General features: G+C 61.4%; 20 protein-coding genes and 1 pseudogene. 11 read left to right on the forward strand and 10 right to left on the reverse strand.

Annotated elements, in window-relative coordinates; genetic code table 11:
• Positions 1-8 precede the first annotated feature (8 nt).
• Together AC1XDK_RS00880 and AC1XDK_RS00885 are read right to left on the reverse strand one after the other, a co-directional pair.
• On the reverse strand, positions 9-1,211 hold the full coding sequence (locus AC1XDK_RS00880; RefSeq protein ID WP_483347893.1) for an amidohydrolase: 1,203 nt from the start codon (positions 1,209-1,211) through the stop codon (positions 9-11).
• A gap of 93 nt (positions 1,212-1,304) precedes the next feature.
• Positions 1,305-2,084, reverse strand: coding sequence for an enoyl-CoA hydratase/isomerase family protein (locus tag AC1XDK_RS00885; RefSeq protein WP_483347894.1), 780 nt, complete (start codon positions 2,082-2,084; stop codon positions 1,305-1,307).
• Positions 2,085-2,192: 108 nt separating this feature from the next.
• Between AC1XDK_RS00885 and AC1XDK_RS00890 the strand changes: the two genes are divergently transcribed.
• The 3 genes from AC1XDK_RS00890 (at position 2,193) to AC1XDK_RS00900 (ending at position 5,870) form a co-directional block, all read left to right on the forward strand.
• Entirely contained in the window at positions 2,193-3,563 is a 1,371-nt protein-coding gene (locus AC1XDK_RS00890; RefSeq protein ID WP_483347895.1) for an NAD(P)/FAD-dependent oxidoreductase, read from the forward strand.
• A 200-nt stretch (positions 3,564-3,763) separates the two neighbouring features.
• On the forward strand, positions 3,764-5,101 hold the full coding sequence (locus AC1XDK_RS00895) for an MFS transporter (RefSeq protein WP_483347896.1): 1,338 nt from the start codon (positions 3,764-3,766) through the stop codon (positions 5,099-5,101).
• Between the two features lie 550 nt (positions 5,102-5,651).
• Positions 5,652-5,870: a hypothetical protein gene (locus AC1XDK_RS00900; RefSeq protein WP_483347897.1), complete on the forward strand. Its 219-nt coding sequence runs from the start codon at positions 5,652-5,654 to the stop codon at positions 5,868-5,870.
• Positions 5,871-5,926: 56 nt separating this feature from the next.
• Here the strand turns inward: AC1XDK_RS00900 and AC1XDK_RS00905 are convergent, their stop codons facing one another.
• The 3 genes from AC1XDK_RS00905 to AC1XDK_RS00915 form a co-directional block, all read right to left on the reverse strand.
• The gene (locus tag AC1XDK_RS00905; protein ID WP_483347898.1) at positions 5,927-6,355 is read right to left on the reverse strand and encodes a type II toxin-antitoxin system VapC family toxin; all 429 of its coding nucleotides are present in this window, start codon (positions 6,353-6,355) and stop codon (positions 5,927-5,929) included.
• The gene (locus AC1XDK_RS00910; RefSeq protein WP_483347899.1) at positions 6,352-6,627 is read right to left on the reverse strand and encodes a hypothetical protein; all 276 of its coding nucleotides are present in this window, start codon (positions 6,625-6,627) and stop codon (positions 6,352-6,354) included. Before AC1XDK_RS00910 ends, AC1XDK_RS00905 begins: the two co-directional genes overlap by 4 nt.
• Before the next feature lie 133 nt (positions 6,628-6,760).
• A complete protein-coding gene (locus AC1XDK_RS00915) occupies positions 6,761-7,306 on the reverse strand; it encodes an iron transporter (RefSeq protein WP_483347900.1) in 546 nt (181 codons plus the stop codon).
• A gap of 258 nt (positions 7,307-7,564) precedes the next feature.
• Between AC1XDK_RS00915 and AC1XDK_RS00920 the strand changes: the two genes are divergently transcribed.
• Complete coding sequence (locus AC1XDK_RS00920; RefSeq protein ID WP_483347901.1) at positions 7,565-8,068, forward strand: hypothetical protein; 504 nt, start codon at positions 7,565-7,567, stop codon at positions 8,066-8,068.
• A 20-nt stretch (positions 8,069-8,088) separates the two neighbouring features.
• Here the strand turns inward: AC1XDK_RS00920 and AC1XDK_RS00925 are convergent, their stop codons facing one another.
• Entirely contained in the window at positions 8,089-8,439 is a 351-nt protein-coding gene (locus tag AC1XDK_RS00925; protein WP_483347902.1) for a VOC family protein, read from the reverse strand.
• A gap of 229 nt (positions 8,440-8,668) precedes the next feature.
• Here AC1XDK_RS00925 and AC1XDK_RS00930 point away from each other — a divergent pair, with 229 nt between their 5' ends.
• The 3 genes and pseudogenes from AC1XDK_RS00930 to AC1XDK_RS00940 all read left to right on the forward strand — a co-directional run bounded on the left by AC1XDK_RS00930 (position 8,669) and on the right by AC1XDK_RS00940 (position 10,321).
• Complete coding sequence (locus AC1XDK_RS00930) at positions 8,669-9,883, forward strand: glycoside hydrolase family 18 protein (RefSeq protein ID WP_483347903.1); 1,215 nt, start codon at positions 8,669-8,671, stop codon at positions 9,881-9,883.
• Between the two features lie 197 nt (positions 9,884-10,080).
• Positions 10,081-10,212: pseudogene (locus AC1XDK_RS00935) on the forward strand (hypothetical protein); the annotation flags it as partial.
• Positions 10,160-10,321, forward strand: a complete 162-nt coding sequence (locus AC1XDK_RS00940) for a hypothetical protein (RefSeq protein ID WP_483347904.1) — start codon at positions 10,160-10,162, stop codon at positions 10,319-10,321. The pseudogene AC1XDK_RS00935 and the gene AC1XDK_RS00940, both read left to right, overlap by 53 nt.
• A 226-nt stretch (positions 10,322-10,547) precedes the next feature.
• On the opposite strand, the gene AC1XDK_RS00945 is transcribed toward AC1XDK_RS00940, so the two are convergent.
• On the reverse strand, positions 10,548-10,694 hold the full coding sequence (locus tag AC1XDK_RS00945; protein WP_483347905.1) for a hypothetical protein: 147 nt from the start codon (positions 10,692-10,694) through the stop codon (positions 10,548-10,550).
• A gap of 120 nt (positions 10,695-10,814) precedes the next feature.
• Between AC1XDK_RS00945 and hisD the strand changes: the two genes are divergently transcribed.
• Positions 10,815-12,086 carry a histidinol dehydrogenase gene (gene hisD / locus AC1XDK_RS00950; protein WP_483347906.1) on the forward strand — a complete coding sequence of 424 codons (1,272 nt, stop codon included), beginning with the start codon at positions 10,815-10,817 and terminating at the stop codon, positions 12,084-12,086.
• Between the two features lie 10 nt (positions 12,087-12,096).
• On the opposite strand, the gene AC1XDK_RS00955 is transcribed toward hisD, so the two are convergent.
• Entirely contained in the window at positions 12,097-12,654 is a 558-nt protein-coding gene (locus AC1XDK_RS00955; protein WP_483347907.1) for a rhomboid family intramembrane serine protease, read from the reverse strand.
• A 227-nt stretch (positions 12,655-12,881) separates the two neighbouring features.
• Between AC1XDK_RS00955 and AC1XDK_RS00960 the strand changes: the two genes are divergently transcribed.
• Positions 12,882-13,733 (forward strand): formate/nitrite transporter family protein, encoded by an 852-nt coding sequence (locus AC1XDK_RS00960; RefSeq protein ID WP_483347908.1) that lies wholly within the window; start codon positions 12,882-12,884, stop codon positions 13,731-13,733.
• Positions 13,734-13,740: 7 nt separating this feature from the next.
• On the opposite strand, the gene AC1XDK_RS00965 is transcribed toward AC1XDK_RS00960, so the two are convergent.
• Together AC1XDK_RS00965 and AC1XDK_RS00970 are read right to left on the reverse strand one after the other, a co-directional pair.
• On the reverse strand, positions 13,741-14,922 hold the full coding sequence (locus AC1XDK_RS00965) for an ABC transporter substrate-binding protein (protein ID WP_483347909.1): 1,182 nt from the start codon (positions 14,920-14,922) through the stop codon (positions 13,741-13,743).
• Positions 14,923-15,202: 280 nt separating this feature from the next.
• The gene (locus tag AC1XDK_RS00970) at positions 15,203-16,387 is read right to left on the reverse strand and encodes a pyridoxal-phosphate-dependent aminotransferase family protein (protein ID WP_483347910.1); all 1,185 of its coding nucleotides are present in this window, start codon (positions 16,385-16,387) and stop codon (positions 15,203-15,205) included.
• A 192-nt stretch (positions 16,388-16,579) separates the two neighbouring features.
• Between AC1XDK_RS00970 and AC1XDK_RS00975 the strand changes: the two genes are divergently transcribed.
• Positions 16,580-17,284, forward strand: a complete 705-nt coding sequence (locus tag AC1XDK_RS00975) for a four-helix bundle copper-binding protein (RefSeq protein WP_483347911.1) — start codon at positions 16,580-16,582, stop codon at positions 17,282-17,284.
• A gap of 173 nt (positions 17,285-17,457) precedes the next feature.
• Positions 17,458-18,132 carry a hypothetical protein gene (locus AC1XDK_RS00980; RefSeq protein ID WP_483347912.1) on the forward strand — a complete coding sequence of 225 codons (675 nt, stop codon included), beginning with the start codon at positions 17,458-17,460 and terminating at the stop codon, positions 18,130-18,132.
• Positions 18,133-18,196 lie beyond the last annotated feature (64 nt).

The raw sequence follows: 18,196 nt of genomic DNA on the forward strand, positions 1-18,196 counted from the left end.
TCCTACGCTCACCACGCGTACTCGTCGCGGGGGTCCCGGTCGTCGCGGTCCGAGTCGTAGGCGTGGTTCCCGTCCACGAAGACGTGTTCGGCGTCGGACGTGATATCGAACGGTTCGCCGTCCCAGACGACCACGTCCGCGTCCGTTCCCTCCTCCAGCGTTCCGACGCGGTCCTCGATACCCAAAATCTCGGCCGGGTTGCGCGTGACGGTCCGAAGGGCGGCTTCCTCGGGAAGTCCCTCGCGAATCGCCAGTCCCACACACACGTCCAAATGTTCCTGCGGAAGGACGGGGGCGTCGGTCTGGATGGCGACCGTGACGCCCGCGTCGTGCAGGATACCGGCCGTCTCGAAGGTGATGTTCGAGAGTTCGTACTTCGCGCCGGAGTAGAGCGAGGGACCGACGATGGCGGGCACGTCGCGCTTCACGAACTCCTCCGCGATGGCGTGGCCCTCGGTTGCGTGTTCGATGGAGAGATCGGAGATTTCGAACTCGTCCGCGATGCGGAACACGGTGGCGATGTCGTCGGCGCGGTGGGCGTGCACGCGAAGCGGGAGGTCGCCCTCCACGACGCGGGCGAGGTTCTCCATACCCAGGTCGCGGTCGAAGGGGTCGCCGTCCTCCCTCGCTTTCGCACGCCGGGCGACGTAATCCTCGGCGTCCATGAGCGCCTGTCGGAGGGTCGCCGCGATTCCCGGCCGGGTCGTGGGTTCGCGGTCCTTCTGGTCGCCGTGGAACCGCTTCGGGTTCTCGCCCATCGCCGCCTTCATTCCGTCCTCCTGAATCAGCATCTCGTCGGCGATGTCTCCGTACGTCTTCATCGAGCAGATGATGCCGCCGACCACGTTCGCGCTGCCCATCCGGGCGCTGACGGTCGTCACACCGCCCTGATAGGCGTGTTGCAGTTGCTCGTCGCGCGGGTGGAAGCCGTCCAACGCGTTGACGTGCGGCGTCACCGGGTCGGAGAGTTCGTTGACGTCCCCGTCCTCGGGTTCGCCCCACTCGCCCATCCCGGCGTGGCTGTGCGCCTCGACGAGCCCCGGCGTCACCGGCTTTCCGCCCGCGTCGATGACCGCCGCGTCGTCCGGAACGTCCACCTCGCCCGTCGCACCGACGGCTACGATTTCGCCGTCCTCGAACAGCACGGTTCCGTCCTCGATGACGCCCGCATCGGCGACGGTGTGAACCTCTCCATTGACAATTGCCTGCATGGAACAACCGTTTTCGAGCGGAAGAATGAGTATTTCGGTTCGAAGTATCGGTCGTCGAGGTCCGAGTAGGGAACCGATTCGTGCGGGAGATAACTACTTCCCTTCGAACTGGGGGTCGTCGTCGCCGAAGAAGCACTCCAACCCGCGCTCGTAATCTTCCGTCGTGGTCATTTTAGCGATGGAGTCGGTTTCGGCGGCCATCTGTGCCGAGAGGTCACGGCCCGGACTGCGGTTGAACAGGCGCTTCGTCGCACCATAGGCCTTCGTCGGTCCGTCTGCGAGTTTCGCGGCCAGTTCGGCCAACCGGTCGTCGAAGTCGGGGGAGACTTCCGTCGCGAGTCCCATATCGACGGCCTTCTCCGGGGAAATCGGTTCGTCCAACAGAGCGATCTCCTTGGCCCGCCGCAGGCCGACGAGTTTCGGGAGGAAGAACGTCGACCCGCCGTCGCCCGTCAACCCGACGCGCGGGTAGGCGAACTCCATCCGAGCGTCCTCGGCGAGGAGGACGATGTCGCCCGCCAACGCGAGACCGAACCCACCGCCGGCCGCGACGCCGTTGACGCCGGTGACGACGGGTTTCGGCGCACGCGAGAGGTTTTCGATGGCGCGGTGGAGCGAGGAGGCGATGCTCCTGAGCGTCCTGCCGTCGCTCGCGTCGCCCGAAAGGACGGATAGGTCCGCACCCGTGTTGAACACGCCGCCGGTTCCGGTGAGGACGATACACCGCGAATCGTCCTCGTACAGGTCGGCCGTGACCGTGCGCAGTTCGGACGCCATCGCGGGGTCCATCGCGTTGTGCGTCTCCGGGCGGGCCATCGTCACGTACGCCACGTCGTCGGTTCGTTCCACGTCGAGATGTTCGAACGCTGCCATACGATTCCTGCGGACGGAATCGACAAAACGGTACCGCGACAGGTCGGAAACAGATTCCTACGGCGGAAGGTTAAGAATTTAGTATCCCTCCTTGAGTAGCGTAGGAACATGGAGCGATTCGACGTTGCGATTGTGGGCGGGGGTCCCGCAGGGATGGCGGCCGGAGAACAGGCCGGAATGCACGGCGCGAGCGCCGTCGTCCTCGAACAGGGCGTCCCGCGCGAGGACCGCGAGTTCCTCGGCCCGGATTCGACCGACGCCGCCGGGATGCTCGACTACTGGGTAGATATCATGGACGAGGACTACCGGGAGATTCCCGACCACGTCGTCCTGCAGGAACTCGACGGCGTGGACTTCCTCGGCCCGAGCGCGTCCGCGACCCTGCGCGGCACCGGCATCGACTCGTCGTATCCGGGGATGGGCTTTACCTTCAACCGCGCCCGGATGGACGACTGGTTGCGGGAGCGCGTCGAGGACGCGGGAACGGATTACCGTGTCGGCGTCGGCGTCAAGCACGCCGAAACCGACCTCGACGCGGAGTACCGCCACACCCTCCGACTCGCCGACGGCGAGGACATCGAAGCGAAATACCTCGTTCTCGCCGACGGCCCACAGCGCCGAATCACGCTCGGAACGCTCGACCAGTTCATGCCCGAGGGCAGTTCCGTGAGCGACTATCTCAGCCCGCCCACGGCGAACCACATCGCGTATCAGGAGTACCGCGAGTTCCCCGAGGAGGTTTTCGAGAAGTCCATGCTCAAGTTCTGGTGGGGCGTCATCCCCGGCGAGACGGCCTACCCGTGGGTCTTCCCGAACGACGGCACGGTTGCCCGCGTCGGCCTCACGACGCCAATCGGGATGACGTTGGACGACGTGGAGGACCCCGAATCGTACGCCCTCCTCCGCCCCGACGACGAGGGCATCCCCCGTGCCGGGGAGTACATCCGCCGCCTCCTCGAACGCGAGTACGGCGACGAGTACGACATCGAAACCGACTTCCCGCTCGTGGAGGACCGCGGCAAGTCGAAGGGAACCGAAACCTACCCTATCTCCTCGACGCGGCCCATCGACTCGCCCGTCGAAGCGGGTATCGCCGTCGCCGGCGGCGCGATGGGCACGACCAGCGCGTTTCACGAAGGCGGCTACCACGTCGCGGTTCGGTCGGGGAAAATCGCCGGCGAACTCGCCGCAACCGACGACATCGAATCGTACAACGCCGAGTGGAAGGACGCCATCGGCGAGGAACTCCTGCGCAACATCGCGTTCGCCGACATCGTCGCCGAGTACGGCCCGGACGACTGGGACAGGACGTTTTCCATGGTGGATAACCTCCTCGGCGAGGACGGCAAGGGTCTGAACAAATCGAGTTTCTCCTCCGGCGTCCGCGCCGGGAGGCTCATGGCTCAGTACAAGAAGACGAAGTTCGGTTACCGAAACGGCAAGTACGTGCAGGTCACCGAGGACGAATACACATACTGAGAAGGATTGGAGGACGTAGCGAGAGGGTGTATCAGACGAGTTGTCGATTTTTTCCGGCCACGGGTGACGGAGTTCTCTCGTCGAAAGCGATTGTGTTCAGTTAGTCCATTGGGATTTCGAGGAGAATTGATAGCTCTGCAGAGGGCCAAATGGCCAAAGTGACTGACACCGGTAACTAGTGGAACGGAGGGTCATCGCCAGTGACAGTGTACAAACGGGTCTACAAATGGGTCACCGATTACTCGGAGCAACAAGTTCCTGAAAGTATCTCCGAAGATGCCTATCGGGAGACGCCGCGGAATTTCGTGCTCAACCTGTTGAACGGAACCTCGACGAAATTAGCCGAGCAACTCGCCAGTCCGGACCTGGTGTTGGTCTGGCTACTCAGCACACTCGGGGCACCCGTGTTCTTCTCGGGCATGTTGGAGCCGATACGCCGCGGAGCCGCGTCGTTCCCGCAACTCGTCGTCTCCGGGCGCATGCGTGGGTACGCGAAACGCAAGTGGTTCTGGGTCGGTGCGGGCATCTTCCAGTCGATCGCGCTCCTCATCATGCTCGTCACCGCCCTGCTACTCACGGGCGTTTGGGCGGGCGTGGTGATCGTCCTGGCACTCCTGGGTTTCAGCGTCGCGAGTGGGGTCGGCTCGGTGGCATTCAAAGACGTACTGGGCAAAACGATACCCGAGAACAAGCGCGGGCAGCTGTTGGGGCTGCGGTCCGCTACCGGGGGTGGGCTCACGATTGCGGCGGGGCTCGTCCTCTACAGCGAGATATCGGGAAAGTCGAATATCGGACTGTTCGTCGTTCTACTCGGGATTGCGGCTGCACTCTGGGCGCTGGCGGCCGTGCTGTTCTGGCTCATCGACGAGCAGCCGGGAGAGACGGAAGCAGAGCAGGACACGCTGAGCGAGGCCCGTTCCGGCCTGAAACTGCTCCGGCAAATTTCGGGGTTCAAGTGGTTCATCGCGAGCAGGGGGTTACTCCTCGCAGCCGAACTCTCGGTTCCCTACTACGCCCTCCGCGCACACCAACTCACCAGTGCCGGGAAGGGATTCGGGCTATTCATCGTCTCACTGGGGGTCGCGGCGCTGATGGGGAGTCCGATTTGGGGTCGCGTCTCCGACCGAGTTTCGAATCGGGCCGTCATGGCGCTGGGAGGGGTGGTCGGTGCCGTCGCGGCGGCGCTGGCGCTCTCGTTCGGACTCCTTCCGGCCAGCGTCACGAGTCCAGCCCTCTTCGCAGTCGTGTTCCTGGTGGTCGGACTTGCCAGAGCGGGCGTCCGGGTCGGACGGAAGAGCTACATCGTGAACGCCGCGCCCGACGATGAGCGTCCGCTCTACACCGCGGCAGCCAACACGATTGCTGGCGTACTGATGTTCGTGTTCATCGGGTTCGGAGCGTTCGCTCAGGTGGTGGGAATCGGTGCGACCCTGACTGCGCTGTTGATACTCTGTCTGCTGGGGTCGGCGTCCGCCTGGCGAATGCCGAAATCAGATCGGATGGTACAATCGGACCAGGGAGTGAGTGAGAACGAGTAGCATGTGTCCTGACAGATACGAACATCGGTCCATGAACTCGAAGTCATCCAAGAAGCAGACCATTGACGGCGATCTGTTTCTCGGGTGTCGTATTCGGCGAAGTTGAATCCGCTCGAATACTGTTGGCGGCAGCGACAGACCGTGAGAACCGGTTGCCTGTTTCACCGAAAATCTATGAGCCTTCCTTCTTGCCCGATGAGTCTTGAACTCGATGGCACCCATGCTATTGGGTCCAACTATCCGAACTGATAACTGAACCCGAAACTCCTTATCCGCCGTCCGTCTACTGTTTCGTGCGCACCTTAGTCCCCGCCGTAGTACTCCCACTTCGGGAGCGATGACCGCGCGGAGAACCCGGGTGTGCGACAGTACGAGTCGGTGAACTCCAAAATCACCACCCCGAGTCAGGGTCTACTGGCTCCGAAGTCGGTCGCGGTTACTGACGCGACTCGCTTCGACGGTTCAGCCGTCAGAAGTCCGGCGATTCTATCGCCCGCCCGGCACGAGGGTTTGCCAGCCGACACGGCACGCCGCCAAGGGATGAGGCTGGATGTTAGTGTTCCGGGCGTACATCGACCTTTTACAGCGCTCGCTACGCTCGCTTGCAAAAGCTCAACCAAAAGCACTCCTCCTTCGCTCCACTTCGTCCCGCTCAGTCGTCAGCCTCGCGCTCACGTTCGTTCGCGCGAGTGAATCGGCGACCTACCGGGGTCCTTCGGGCCGCTGGTCGCCGAACGATCGTCTTCTGTACATCGACCAGTTCTACTAGTCGAAACTCGGGCGGTAGTGTTCCGGGCGTCCATCCACACATACTGGTACGTCCTCTCAGAGACCCGGTGCGACGCGTTCGATGAGGCCATCGAAGTCGTCGTCGAAGCTCAACACCGCATCGATGTCGCGAGACTCGCACAGACGGACAATGGTTGCGTCCGTGAAACTGAGATCGTGGTCGCTATATCGACGAAACGTCTCCAGAGAGTCTCTAACTTCGTCAGGTTCGACGTGGATCAGTTCCAAAACGTTTGGGAACGGGTCCTCACCGAGAATCCGACTGGCAACGGTGTCCGAGGCCTCGAACGAGTCCGTTCGAACACGTGTGAGTGTCACCGTCTCGTCCAGTACGTAGTCGCTCGTGTACGGTTGTCCATACGCGCCATCTAGCAGTTCGTCGAACGCAGCAACTGCTTGCTCGTGGCGCTCTGCGTCCGTATCGTGATGCGCAAAGAGTACGCCGGTGTCAACGAAGACGCTCATTCGTACAGCACGCCGTCGATGTCCTCTTCGGACGTGGTGACACCCGATGAAACCATCCCCCCGTGAAACGTCTCCCGCTCGGTTTGGGAGACGGGAACGCGTTCTTCACGGAACGAATCTACGAGATCCATTTTCGATTCGATGGCGTTCTCGACGAGTCGTGCTAATATCTCCTGCTGAGTCACTTTGTGCCCAGTTTTCAGCCGAATTTCGGCCTGTAATCGTTCGAGACGAGATTTAGTGACGTCGTCCATCTTCACCGACGTTGCCATAGTTGTCGGTAGATTCTTCTACTGGATAACGTTTACTACCGGAATATCACCAAGATCGGTCGTTTCCGTTCTAGTAGTTCACCCGGTAGTGTTCCGGACATAGGACGATCAAATGACGGACGATTTCTGTAGTTCAGTCCTGTCCGGTCTCGATATCGATCGCTTCGAAAGTGACCTCCACCGTTTCGCCGTATCGATCGCCGTTCTGCTCGTCGTGGCGGTGGAATTCGGGCGGTTCGATCGTCACGTGCATATCGTAGGTTCCGTCGGTCGGCACGGTGACGTTCCCGCCGTAGTGGTATACACCCGGGTGCCACAGGAACGAGAGGTCGAAGGGACCGAACTGTTCGCCGTCGCGCTCAAGCAAGACCGAAACCCCGCAGTAGGGAACGAATCGGTGGTCCTCGCGGTCGGCGACGATCACCTCGAGGTGACAGTTCTCGTCCGTCGGCTCGACGAGTTCGAACTCATCCTCTCCCGCGAGTCGATAGAGGGCCTCGGACTCCTCCTGTGCGTATCCGACAACGTAGTCGCCGGCAGTTGTCATCCCGCCATCGTTCGCGACGGTGTTTGCCATATACGCGACCGACGTCAGGTACGCTTCTCCCTCGGTTCGAGACTGCTGAATCTGATTCACGTCGACCTCATCGCTCGGTTGCTTCTCAGGGTTGTCAGGCATTACGAGGACGTTGATTTGGCCGACTGAAAAATATGATGGCGGGATTTCAAATTTTACCGTCATTTATCGGCATAAGTACGCAAAATATCCGGTGGTTTAATGCGGTCTAGGGGGCGAAAGCAGCACTACGAAGATCTCTGCCGCCGTGTTCCACCCCGTCGAAATCGAGAGCGAATTTTCGACGTATCACAGTGTGATGAGTGAAATCCCCGTTTGACAGCGCTCGATTTTATATCATCATTCGGATATGGTTACACAATGGATGAATCGTTCGGACGGAGGTCAGTACTCGGGGCGATTTGCGGAGTCGTCACGGGAACCGGAGCGGGATGTGTGAGTCGGCCCTCCCGTGAGCGGAAACAGTCGCCAACGCCCATCTCTAACATCGGGAGTACGGAACAGAGCCGAGACGAGAACTGTCAACCAACACCGATTTCCGATGGCGCTCCAAAGCCGTGGTTCGACCCCGACAGTTCGGTGGATATCGAGATCGGCAACGGCGTGCAGGCGGATATCGAAGTGACGCTAACCATCGACGACTATCGGAGAGGGATATCGGTCCCTGCTGAAGACCAATGGCTTTCCGAGGACATAATCGACGACGGGGAGCGCCCGACGATTACCGTCGCCACGAAAAACCTCGAAGCGCGGCTACGGTGGAAAGGCGAACGAAACAACACGGGAATCGCAGTTTTCGTCGTCCGAGAGAACCGTATCGACGCGACTTTTGCCCACAAATTCTGCTCGAAGTTCACACGATAAGGCCGACCGTTCGACGGAGGTTATCTCGCCCCGAACTCGATGGAAAACCCGCCCGGTGCCTCGACGTAGAAGTCGTAGGTGTTGTGGCGGGTTTTCACGTCCGTCACGTCGTAGCCGTTCTCCTTCAACTGCCGGTGTTTCTCGTCCACCAACGATTCGTTATCGACGAAGAAGCCGATGTGGAAACTGCTCGGATACTCGATTTCCTCGCCCTCACGTCCCTGCATCAGGGTCAGAACGGTCCCGGTTTCGTCCGAGAGAATCGTGATTGCCGGGCCTCCACCCCGCTTGTCCAACTCGAAGTACTCCTGTAGGAAGTCCGCCGTGGTCTCTACGTCCGCCACCGTGAGGTTCGTGTGGTTCAGTTTCATGGCTGAAATCCGTGGGCAGATGGTCGGTTTCGACCGCCGATTTTTCGCCCGAATCTACGTGAATATACGGGGCGAGTCGGGTTTATTCCTACGGGTCGTTTCCGCGGACCGCGATTCGAGTCGCGGCCCACTGCCCGTCCAGTATCGTGCGATGTTACTTTCCGAGGGTAGAGAAATAATTACAAAAATAGGGTGTGTATTTATTTATCGTTCTAATTATTGCTACGACGTGAAACCTCAAAATAACGGCGTAGGACGGCGGCGATACCTTCGAGGCGCGGGCGCACTGACGACGGTGACGTTGCTCGGAAACACGGCCGAGGCGAGCGAACGGGGCCACCGCGAACACCACCATAACGGACGAGGGGACGACCACCATCACGGGCGGCGACCCGACAAACGAATCGTCGGCTACTATCCGTCGTGGGCGGGCGACTACACGCCACACGACGTGCCGTATCACAAGCTGACGCACCTGAACTACGCCTTCCTCGAAACGGAGGCGAACGGCGAGGTCAAACTCGCCGTCACCGGGGACTCGGCTCCCGAGGTACTCGCGGAGTTCGAAACGCTAACGCACGAACGACACCACACGTCGTTCATGCTCTCCATCGCGGACTTCGGGAGCAATATGTCCGCCGTCGCCGCGAGCGCCGACGCCCGCGAGCAGTTCGCGCGAACCGCCGTCGAACAGCTTCGACGGTACAACTTCGACGGCATCGACATCGACTGGGAGTACCCCGACGGGTCGGTTCGGGAGGACGACCCGGAGAACTTCACATTGCTGTTGGAGGAGCTTCGCGGAAAATTAGACGAGGCGGGGGCGGCGGACGACCAACACTACGAACTCAGCATGGCGGCGGCACCGATTCCGTCGAACATCGACCCGCTGGAAGTGGGGAAAATCGCCGACTATCTGGACTTCGTCAACGTCATGAACTACAACTTCTACGGCAGTTGGAGTTCCGCGACGAACTTCAACGCGCCGCTGTACGCGCCCTACGAGGACCCGACGTACTGGCAACGGCTCCTGACCGTCGATAACGCGATGCAGTACTGGGCCGACCAGCCGATTGCACGGGACAAACTCGTCCTCGGCACGCCGTTTTACGGCTTCGCCTTCGAGAACGTCGGAAGCGAGAATCAGGGCCTCTTTCAACCGTTCGACGGCGCGGACACGAAATCGTACGACGACATTCGACAACTCAAGGCGGAACCGCAGTACGAGTATCACTGGCATCACGATGCGCGCGTCCCGTGGCTGTACTCCGAGGAGGACGACGTCTTCGTCACCTACGACGACAGGCACTCGGTCATGGAGAAGTCGCGGTACGTCCGGGACAACGATTTCGGCGGGATGATGTGCTGGGAACTCTCCCACGACCCGAGCAACGCGCTCATCGGCGCGATTCACGCCGCACTCCGTTGCTCGCACCACCGATAAGTTCGTCTCTTTTTCGACCGATATTCACGTATTGATTCGACGTTAGATTTTGTCCAATCTCTTTGACCTGTCACGTCGTATCATGAAACTCGACAGGCGAACGCTTTTGCGTTCCGTGGGAGGAACGCTCGCGACGGCGGGAGTACGCGAGTTACGATTGGACCTTCGGCGACGCCGCGAGCGCCAGCGGCGCGACCGTAACCCACGATTACGCGTCGTCGGGCGAGTATACGACCACGCTACCCGTCACCGACGACGGAGACGGGAACCGATTCCGTGACCGTAACCGTCCGGTCGGGGTTTTTCGGCCACTGTGGCGCGGCTTATAGCTACGAACACGCGAACGCAGGCCGCGCCTATCGGGAGACCTGGACGGGTGCCTCCTACGCCGTCGAGTCCGACGACTACCTCGGTCCCCGGCCGACACCAGCACGCTGAGAGAGACCTCCGAGGGTCACTACGAAGCCGTCAGTTCGTGTTGACGGAGTCCGAAAGTTCAGACGGTAGAATTTCCTGGCGAGCGCTCGACGCGGTAATATCTCTGGTGTGCAAACCTCGACAAACTACTCCGGCGCGTGCGTCGGCAAACCCGAGGATTACGTATCCGGGGGTTTGCTGATTATCACGCGAGGTTTTCGTGAGTGACGAAGGAACGAATGGCTCGTCAGAGCAAGCTCTGACGGTGGATGAGCGAAGCGAATCGGTTGGGGAGGGTGTGGCCGTCGCGGTGCAATCGCTGTGGAGGGACTTCGTCTTTCAACTCCCCGCTCGTCCCTCGCGGGGATTTCGAGGTCATCAGCGTAGAAGTCATACCAAATGGAGGCCGGAGTTGACTCGTGACCGGTGGGTGGAAGCGTCCAAAGAAAAATCCCCCATACCCTCGTCGTCGAAGAGCGCAACGTGTTTTTCCGCGCGCTTCGAAACCCCGAGCATGAATCCGAAGCCGATAGCCGATCTCGGTCCGGACGAGCGGCGAGCACTGTTCGACCGCGACGCCGGAATCGAGGGCGTGCGGAGCGACGTGCGCGACATCATCGACCGTGTTCGAGAGGAAGGCGACGTCGCGGTCCGGAATTTCTGCCGGGAGTTCGACGGCGTGGAAGTGGGCAACATCGACATCACGGACGACGCCGAGCGCGCCTACGAGGAGATAGACGACGAGGTGCGCGAGGCGATCGAGGACGCGGCGTCGAACATCCGCGAGTTCCACGAGGCCCAACTGCCCGAGGACTGGCGGGCGGACTTCGACGGGCGCGAACTCGGCCGTCGGTTCCGTCCCATCGAGCGCGTCGGGGTGTACGCACCCGGCGGAACCGCGGCGTACCCCTCCAGCGCACTGATGGGCGTCATCCCGGCGAAGGTGGCCGGTGTGGGGCAAGTCGCCGTCGCCACGCCGCCCGGCGAACCGCAGAACGACATCACGCTGGCGGCGATTCACGCCGCGGGAGCGGACCGCGTGTACCGCGTCGGCGGCGCCCAAGCAATCGCCGCGATGGCCTACGGAACCGAGCAGATAGACCGCGTGCAGAAGGTCGTCGGTCCCGGCAACAAGTGGGTCACGGCGGCGAAAGCGGAAGTGCAGGGGGACGTAGCTATCGACTTCCTCGCCGGACCGAGCGAACTGCTCGTTCTGGCCGACGAATCGGCCGACCCGGCGTTCGTCGCCAGCGACGTTGTCGCACAGGCGGAGCACGACGAGAACGCCTCCTCCGTCGCGGTGACGGACGACGAGGAGTTCGCCGAAGCAGTCGCGAAGGAAATCGAGGAACAGGCGGGCAAACGAGAACGCGAGGACGTGATTCGGGCGGCGCTCGACAACGACGCCAGCGGGGTGTTCGTCGCCCGGTCGATGAGCGAAGCACTTCTCTTCGCCGAGGAGTACGCGGCGGAACACCTGTCGATTCAGGCTGAGGACGACGAGGACCTCCTCTCGCGCATCGACAGCGCCGGAAGCGTCTTCCTCGGGCCGTACACGCCCGTCGCTGCGGGCGATTACGCCTCCGGGACGAACCACGTCCTGCCGACCACGGGGGTAGCGAAAATCACCGGTGGCCTGTCGACCGATACGTTCCTCCGCTCGACCACGGTCCAACGACTGGACGAGAACGCGCTTGACTCCCTCTCGGAGACGATTACCACGCTGGCGGAATCCGAAGGATTGGACGCCCACGCCGAAAGCGTCCGAAAGCGGTTCGAGAAGTAACGCACCGAAATCAGTTCCGTTCCCGCCACAGTAGCAGAGCGCCGAGACACGCTCCGAAGAGAAGCGGTGGTCCGTGAATGTCGTGCAGGAGGGTGAGGAGGACACCGATTGCTAGCCAGATTGGACCCCAGATACGAACTCCGAGCGGCACCGAGTTTCCACGCCACAGGAACCACACGGAGAGGCCGCCGAGCAGTCCCGCACCTGCAACGGAGGCACCCGACCCGTGTGGTTGCCACGCGTATCCGGCGAGTTCTCCGACGACCCCGCTGCCGAAGTACAGCGCTAACCAGTCGCGCCGGCCGTAGGTTCGCTCGACTGCGACGCCGACGACGAAGATGCCGACGAACACGGAGAGCGTCGCCCACCACGGGTCGGCTTGGACGAACAACGGGGTGAAAAGCCACCACCACTCACCCATCGAAAGGGCGTCCGGGTTCCGTCGGAGTGCGGGAAGCAGTCCGGGGACGACCGCGTGGAGGGCACTCACGAGGACCGTGATTGCGAGGACGACGATGGTTACGACCGGTAGGGTGGTGTCCGACCGGGACGGCCGTCGATTCGACACGATAGGTGGCGACTACGAAGGGCCGGGGGAAATAGGATGCCACGGCATGCGGACGTCCGCCGTCGCGTCGGTCCTCGAAGAGGAAGTGTGGAGTGGACCAGTGAACGAAGCAACCCGAACGGGACGGCGGGTGAAACAGAATGGCTGCGGAAAGTTGGGTACGAGGGGAGCCATAACCACTTTTATCCCGTATCTCCTTCGGAAGATACGGTTTCGTATATTTCGTCATGGCATCCTCTCCATCTTCCAACGACCAAGCTGACGGACAGAAATCGTACGAAAGCATCCTCGTCGAGCAGATAAACATCGGCCTCGCGGAGTTACAGCGTCCGACAAGTGGCCTCTTTCTGTCCGGCCTATCGGCGGGGTTGGACATCGGCTTTGGGCCGTTGCTCATGGCGGTGATGACCGGGTTGATGAGCGGGTCCCTCCCGAAACCGGTCACGGAACTGCTCATGGCGAACATGTACTCCATCGGGTTCATCTTCGTGATTCTCGGTCGGTCGGAGCTGTTCACCGAACACACCACGCTCGCGGTGCTCCCCGTTCTCGACAAGCGGGCGTCCATCGCGTCACTCGGGCGGTTGTGGGTCGTCGTGTTCGCGGCGAACATCATCGGCGGCGCGCTTTTCGCCGCGTTCGCCGTCGCAATCGCGCCCCAACTCGGCATCGCGCACGCGGCGGCGTTCACCGAAATTTCGAAGACGTTAGTCAAACACGGTTTCTGGGTCCTCGTCGGGAGCGGCATCTTCGCGGGGTGGCTCATGGGACTGCTGTCGTGGCTCGTCACCGCTGCGCGGGACACCGTCAGCAGGGTGTTGATAATCTGGATAGTCACGACGGCCATCGGCCTCGCCCACCTGCCACACTCCATCGCCGGAAACGTGGAGGTACTGATGGGGCTGTTCCTCTCGCCCGAAATCACCGCGTTCGACTACGGCCGGTTCCTCCTCGCGGCGACCATCGGGAACGCAATCGGCGGGGTGTTCTTCGTCGCGCTCCTGAAGTACGGTCACGTCACGCGGAACACGGACGAAGAAGAGATGGAGGCCGCACCGACTCCGGCCGAATCGGAGTGAGGAGGCGTTAGAAGTCGCCGTTGACGATATCCACGACGCGCTGGCCGTCGTAGAGCTGTTTTTCGACGCCGTACAGCAGTTTGGCGGTTCGTTGGGTGAGGACGAGGTTCGTGATGGGACCTTGGTACAGGCCGCCGGCGCGATACACGTCGCCGTTCTCGACGGCGGTGAGGTTGCTGGCCGTGTTGTTGTTTTCGAGGAAGTTGATGACGGTGTTCTCGAACTCCTTTCGAGTCTTGTCCTCGTAGCCGCGAAGCAGGAGGACTTCCGGGTCCACTTTCAGAAGCGTTTCGAGGTCGATGGAGCCGCGGCTTCCGTGGAAGTCCTTGACGTCGGTTTTCGCCAGCGCGTCGGAGACCCCGAGGTCGTTCAGGTGTTTGAATCCGGTCCCCTTCCCGATGATGTAGGGATAGTACTTCGTCGGCTTGTCGCCGACGCCCCAGACGACGGCGGCAGACGGACGCTTGCTTTTCTTGGGAACGACGCCGGAGACGTTCGACTGGAAGTCGGAGTGGAGGTCCGCGAACGCCTCGTAGCGGTCGTGTCGCTTGAACACCTTCGACAGCTTTTCGAAGCCCTCCATGAGGGTGTAGTATCGGTAGCTGTCGTGCCACGTGTAGTGCTGTGCGGAAATGTAGTTGCCGAACAGCGGCGCGATGTTCTGCTTGAGTTCGTCGACGTCCTTCTGTTTCCATCCCTTGAACCGGTTCATCAGGAAGTTGGGGTCCATGACGTGTACGTCGGCGTCGAGTTGGTAGAACAACTCCTTGCTCACGCCGTCCTGATACAGCGACACCATGTCGCTTTTATCGACCGAGAGGCCGTCGATGGCGTCGTAGTACCGGGTGTGGTACCGGTTGGTGAGCCAGACGGCTTTCGGCGGTTCGAGGCCGAGCGCGATGCCCATGTCGGCCCAACTGCCGTTGTTGGCGACCCACTTCTTCGGGACGCTCTCGAACTCCACTTCGCCGACGGGGGCCATCGAGACGGAGTACGGTCCGTCCGTCGTCGTCGACTCCTCGGTGGTCGTGGACTCACCCGACGTGGTTCCCTCCGACGTTCCCGTCGTCTCCGAGGATGTGGAACCGGAGTCACCACCGCTGGTACAGCCAGCGAGGAGACCCCCTCCGAGAACCGCACCGGTGCCCTTGAGAACTGTACGTCGCGTACGTCCTTCGTTTCCGTCCATGATTTTAGGCTCGCCTAAACCAATATAGTAGTTTCGAATTTTCGGTCGGCCTAAATGGCATCGATGGGTATCGTATCCATTCATAGAAGATGAGTGATACCTCTGGGAAGGGTTCAGCAACGAGACGGTCTCAGGTCCCGTTCGGATTCAGTCACATGTAGCCACCACCGAGCACGAACGGGACGACATCAACGATGTCTCGCGGAGAGATACCAGTGTTCGGACGCGAGTCTGAATCTCCGTTTTGGCCGCGTCACCGATAAAAAAAGATAGTCGTCGCCTACCGTCCGAGCGCGTCGCTCGTCGCCGCGAGTCCGGCCTCCACGTCCACGTCCGCGCCGTGTTCTCGAAGCGCGTCCCCGAGCGCACTCACGAGATACGAGACGGTTTCGGGACGGGCGGAGTAGCCCATACAGCCGATGCGGAAGATTTCACCGTCCAAGTCGCCGAGGCCGGTGGCGATTTCGAGGTCGTACTGGTCGAGGAGATAGCTCGTTATGTCCGTGTCCGTGACGCCGTCGGGGACGCGAACGGCGTTGAGGCTGGGAAGCCAGTACTCCTCCGGCGCGTTCATTTCGAGTCCCATCGCCTCGACGCCCGCCTTGAGCGCGCCCGCCATCTCGCGATGGCGCTCCCAGCGCGCTTCGATTCCCTCCTCGCTGACGAGGCGAAGCGCCTCGCGGAGCGCGTAAACGTTCGTGATGGGTGCCGTGTGGTGATACGCCCGGTCGTCGCCCCAATACCCTTCGAGGAGCGAGAGGTCGAGGTACCACGAGCGCGGGGATTCCTCGCGGGAGAGGACTTTCTCCATCGCACGGTCGTTGAGCGTCAGCGGACTCGCACCCGGCGGGCAGGAGAGACACTTCTGTGGACCGGAGTAGGCCACGTCGATGTCCCACTCGTCCACTTTCAACTCGACGCCGCCGAGCGACGTGACCGAATCGGCGATGACGTACGCGTCGTGGTCGTGGGCGATGTCCGTCAGTTCGGAAACGGATGGTTGAACCACGCCGGTACTCGTCTCCGCGTGGACGAAACCGAAGACGTCCGGTTGGTGTTCCTCGAACGCGACCTGCACGTCGGCGGGGTCGAGCGGTTCCCCCCACGGCGCATCGACGTGGACGACTTCCCCGCCCGCTCGATTCGCCATCGACTCCATTCGACCGCCGAAGTAGCCGTTAGTCGGAACCAACATCGTGTCACCGGGTTCGACTAAGTTTCCGATAGCGGCCTCCATGGAGGCGGAGCCAGTTCCGGAGACGGGAATGGTCCATTGATTCTCCGTTCTGAACGTGTATCGGAGGAGGTCTTGGACCTCGTTCATGATGTCTACGAACGACGGGTCTAAATGACCGACCAACGGCGTACTCATCGCTCGGAGAACGCGGGGATGCACTTCGCTGGGACCGGGACCCATCAGCGTTCTGTCGGGTGGTGTCAACTCGCCTACCGTGGGGTTATCCATGCGTGGCCGTAGCACTCGGGATGACAAAAATCCCGCCCTCGCGGCATTCGATGTCCAACGGACCGTTGATTCGCGCAACGCGGCGTTTCTCGGGTCGAACGGTTTCCAAACGGTAGAAACGGTCGGCCCGGTTTATTCGGGTCATGGGTGTAGAGCGGGGTACCCCAGCACCGTGCTGGGTGGAGAAATACGATGACACAACAGAGACCCATGCAGCACTCGCAAGCGGGAGGCGGAGGCGGTCGGTACGGCCAATCACAGGGCTACGGGCAGACGGACGTCGGCCAGCAGGGCGGAATTCGGCAAGGTGGCCGACAGGAGTCTCAACCGGAGTACGGCCAGCAAGGGACGGAGTATGGCCAACAGGGAATCGGCCAGCAGATGGGTCAACAGGGCCAAACCGGCGGTCGACAGATGGGCCAGACCGGTGGCCAACAGATGGGCCAAACTGGCGGCCAGCAACTGACACAACCGGGCGGCCAGTTCGACGACCAGTTGCCGGGCGAGATGCGTGTCGCACTCGAGGACTTCGAGAAGGCCGCAAAAGTCTGTGATTGGTGTGCCGACAAGTGCATCGATGAGGGACCGCAGATGGCCGAATGTATTCGGCTCTGTCGGGACGTCTCCGACCTCGGAACGCTGAACACGAAACTCATCGCTCGAGATTCGGTCTTCGGACCGGAACTCGCGGAAGTGTTCGCCAACGCGGCCGAGGAGTGTGCGAGCGAGTGTATGCGACACCAGAACCCGCACTGTCAGGAATGTGCGTCGGTTCTTTCCCGAGCCGTCGATTCTACCTACCGATTGCTCGACCAACTGCAGACGATGGAGCAGGGGACGACGACTCAGCAGGGAGGAACCCAGCAAGGGATTCCCGGTCAGCAATCGCAGTTCTAACCGCCGAACTTTTTCAGTACGTCGTAAGGGAACGTTCTCGCGCCGAAACGCCCCATATCCGGTACCAACTACATCTTTCGTCCGAACGGTCCTCCGGTTTCCGTCCGAACGGTCGGCCCCGTTTATGCCGACGACGAGCGAAGGACACCTGCTTCAACGAGGAGCGAAGAACCATGACACAACGGTATCAGCAACCACGAGAGGAATCGTTAGAACGGGAAACCGGAACAGGGCGCGAAACCCACGGACAGCGACGAACGCCACAGTCAGGACAGGGGATGGGCCAGCGACCACGAACGGGGCAAGAAGTCGGGGGACAACCGTCGATGGAGGGGCAGCAAACGCAACCACCGATGCGGGAACAGGGGATGCAAGGGTCGATGGGGCAACAAGGATTTGACCGACAGCAGGTCGGCGGACAACCGTCGATGGGTCAACGACCTCACGCCGGCCGGATGGAGGAGGAAGTCGGTGCCAAACCGAAGTTCGAAGACCACCTTTCGAGCGACGTGATGCTGGTGTTAGCGGACTTCCAGAGGCTCGAAACTACGGCCGAGTGGTGTGCGGACCAGTGCGTCGAGCACGGCCCCGAGTTAGGGACGTGCGCGAGAACGTGCCGGGACGTCGCCGACATCGCGCACCTCGGCGTCCAACTGATGTCGCGCAACCCGTACCGCCGCATGGACGTGGGCGAAGTGATGCTGAACACCTACCTCGACGCGCGTGAGGAGTTGGGTCAGTATCAGTATCCGCCCGTACTGGATACCGTTCAGGTACTCGACCGGGCCATCGAGTCGCTCTCGAAGGGGATCGAGACGGCGCGACAGCAGGGCGTCGGCGTCCAATAGACGGCGCGACTCGGACGACACGAGTCAGCATATCGCTGGGACGAAGTTTATGAGGACTGAACGC

The organism is Haladaptatus sp. HS23, assembly GCF_056892285.1.

What these genes read in the sequence shown, in the direction of transcription:
- AC1XDK_RS00880 (WP_483347893.1), bottom strand. Translation starts at nt 1,211, where the DNA reads ATGCAGGCAATTGTCAATGGAGAGGTTCACACCGTCGCCGATGCGGGC.
- AC1XDK_RS00885 (WP_483347894.1), bottom strand. Translation starts at nt 2,084, where the DNA reads ATGGCAGCGTTCGAACATCTCGACGTGGAACGAACCGACGACGTGGCG.
- AC1XDK_RS00890 (WP_483347895.1), top strand. Translation starts at nt 2,193, where the DNA reads ATGGAGCGATTCGACGTTGCGATTGTGGGCGGGGGTCCCGCAGGGATG.
- AC1XDK_RS00900 (WP_483347897.1), top strand. Translation starts at nt 5,652, where the DNA reads ATGTTAGTGTTCCGGGCGTACATCGACCTTTTACAGCGCTCGCTACGC.
- AC1XDK_RS00905 (WP_483347898.1), bottom strand. Translation starts at nt 6,355, where the DNA reads ATGAGCGTCTTCGTTGACACCGGCGTACTCTTTGCGCATCACGATACG.
- AC1XDK_RS00910 (WP_483347899.1), bottom strand. Translation starts at nt 6,627, where the DNA reads ATGGCAACGTCGGTGAAGATGGACGACGTCACTAAATCTCGTCTCGAA.
- AC1XDK_RS00915 (WP_483347900.1), bottom strand. Translation starts at nt 7,306, where the DNA reads ATGCCTGACAACCCTGAGAAGCAACCGAGCGATGAGGTCGACGTGAAT.
- AC1XDK_RS00920 (WP_483347901.1), top strand. Translation starts at nt 7,565, where the DNA reads ATGGATGAATCGTTCGGACGGAGGTCAGTACTCGGGGCGATTTGCGGA.
- AC1XDK_RS00925 (WP_483347902.1), bottom strand. Translation starts at nt 8,439, where the DNA reads ATGAAACTGAACCACACGAACCTCACGGTGGCGGACGTAGAGACCACG.
- AC1XDK_RS00945 (WP_483347905.1), bottom strand. Translation starts at nt 10,694, where the DNA reads ATGACTTCTACGCTGATGACCTCGAAATCCCCGCGAGGGACGAGCGGG.
- hisD (WP_483347906.1), top strand. Translation starts at nt 10,815, where the DNA reads ATGAATCCGAAGCCGATAGCCGATCTCGGTCCGGACGAGCGGCGAGCA.
- AC1XDK_RS00960 (WP_483347908.1), top strand. Translation starts at nt 12,882, where the DNA reads ATGGCATCCTCTCCATCTTCCAACGACCAAGCTGACGGACAGAAATCG.
- AC1XDK_RS00965 (WP_483347909.1), bottom strand. Translation starts at nt 14,922, where the DNA reads ATGGACGGAAACGAAGGACGTACGCGACGTACAGTTCTCAAGGGCACC.
- AC1XDK_RS00970 (WP_483347910.1), bottom strand. Translation starts at nt 16,387, where the DNA reads ATGGATAACCCCACGGTAGGCGAGTTGACACCACCCGACAGAACGCTG.
- AC1XDK_RS00975 (WP_483347911.1), top strand. Translation starts at nt 16,580, where the DNA reads ATGACACAACAGAGACCCATGCAGCACTCGCAAGCGGGAGGCGGAGGC.
- AC1XDK_RS00980 (WP_483347912.1), top strand. Translation starts at nt 17,458, where the DNA reads ATGACACAACGGTATCAGCAACCACGAGAGGAATCGTTAGAACGGGAA.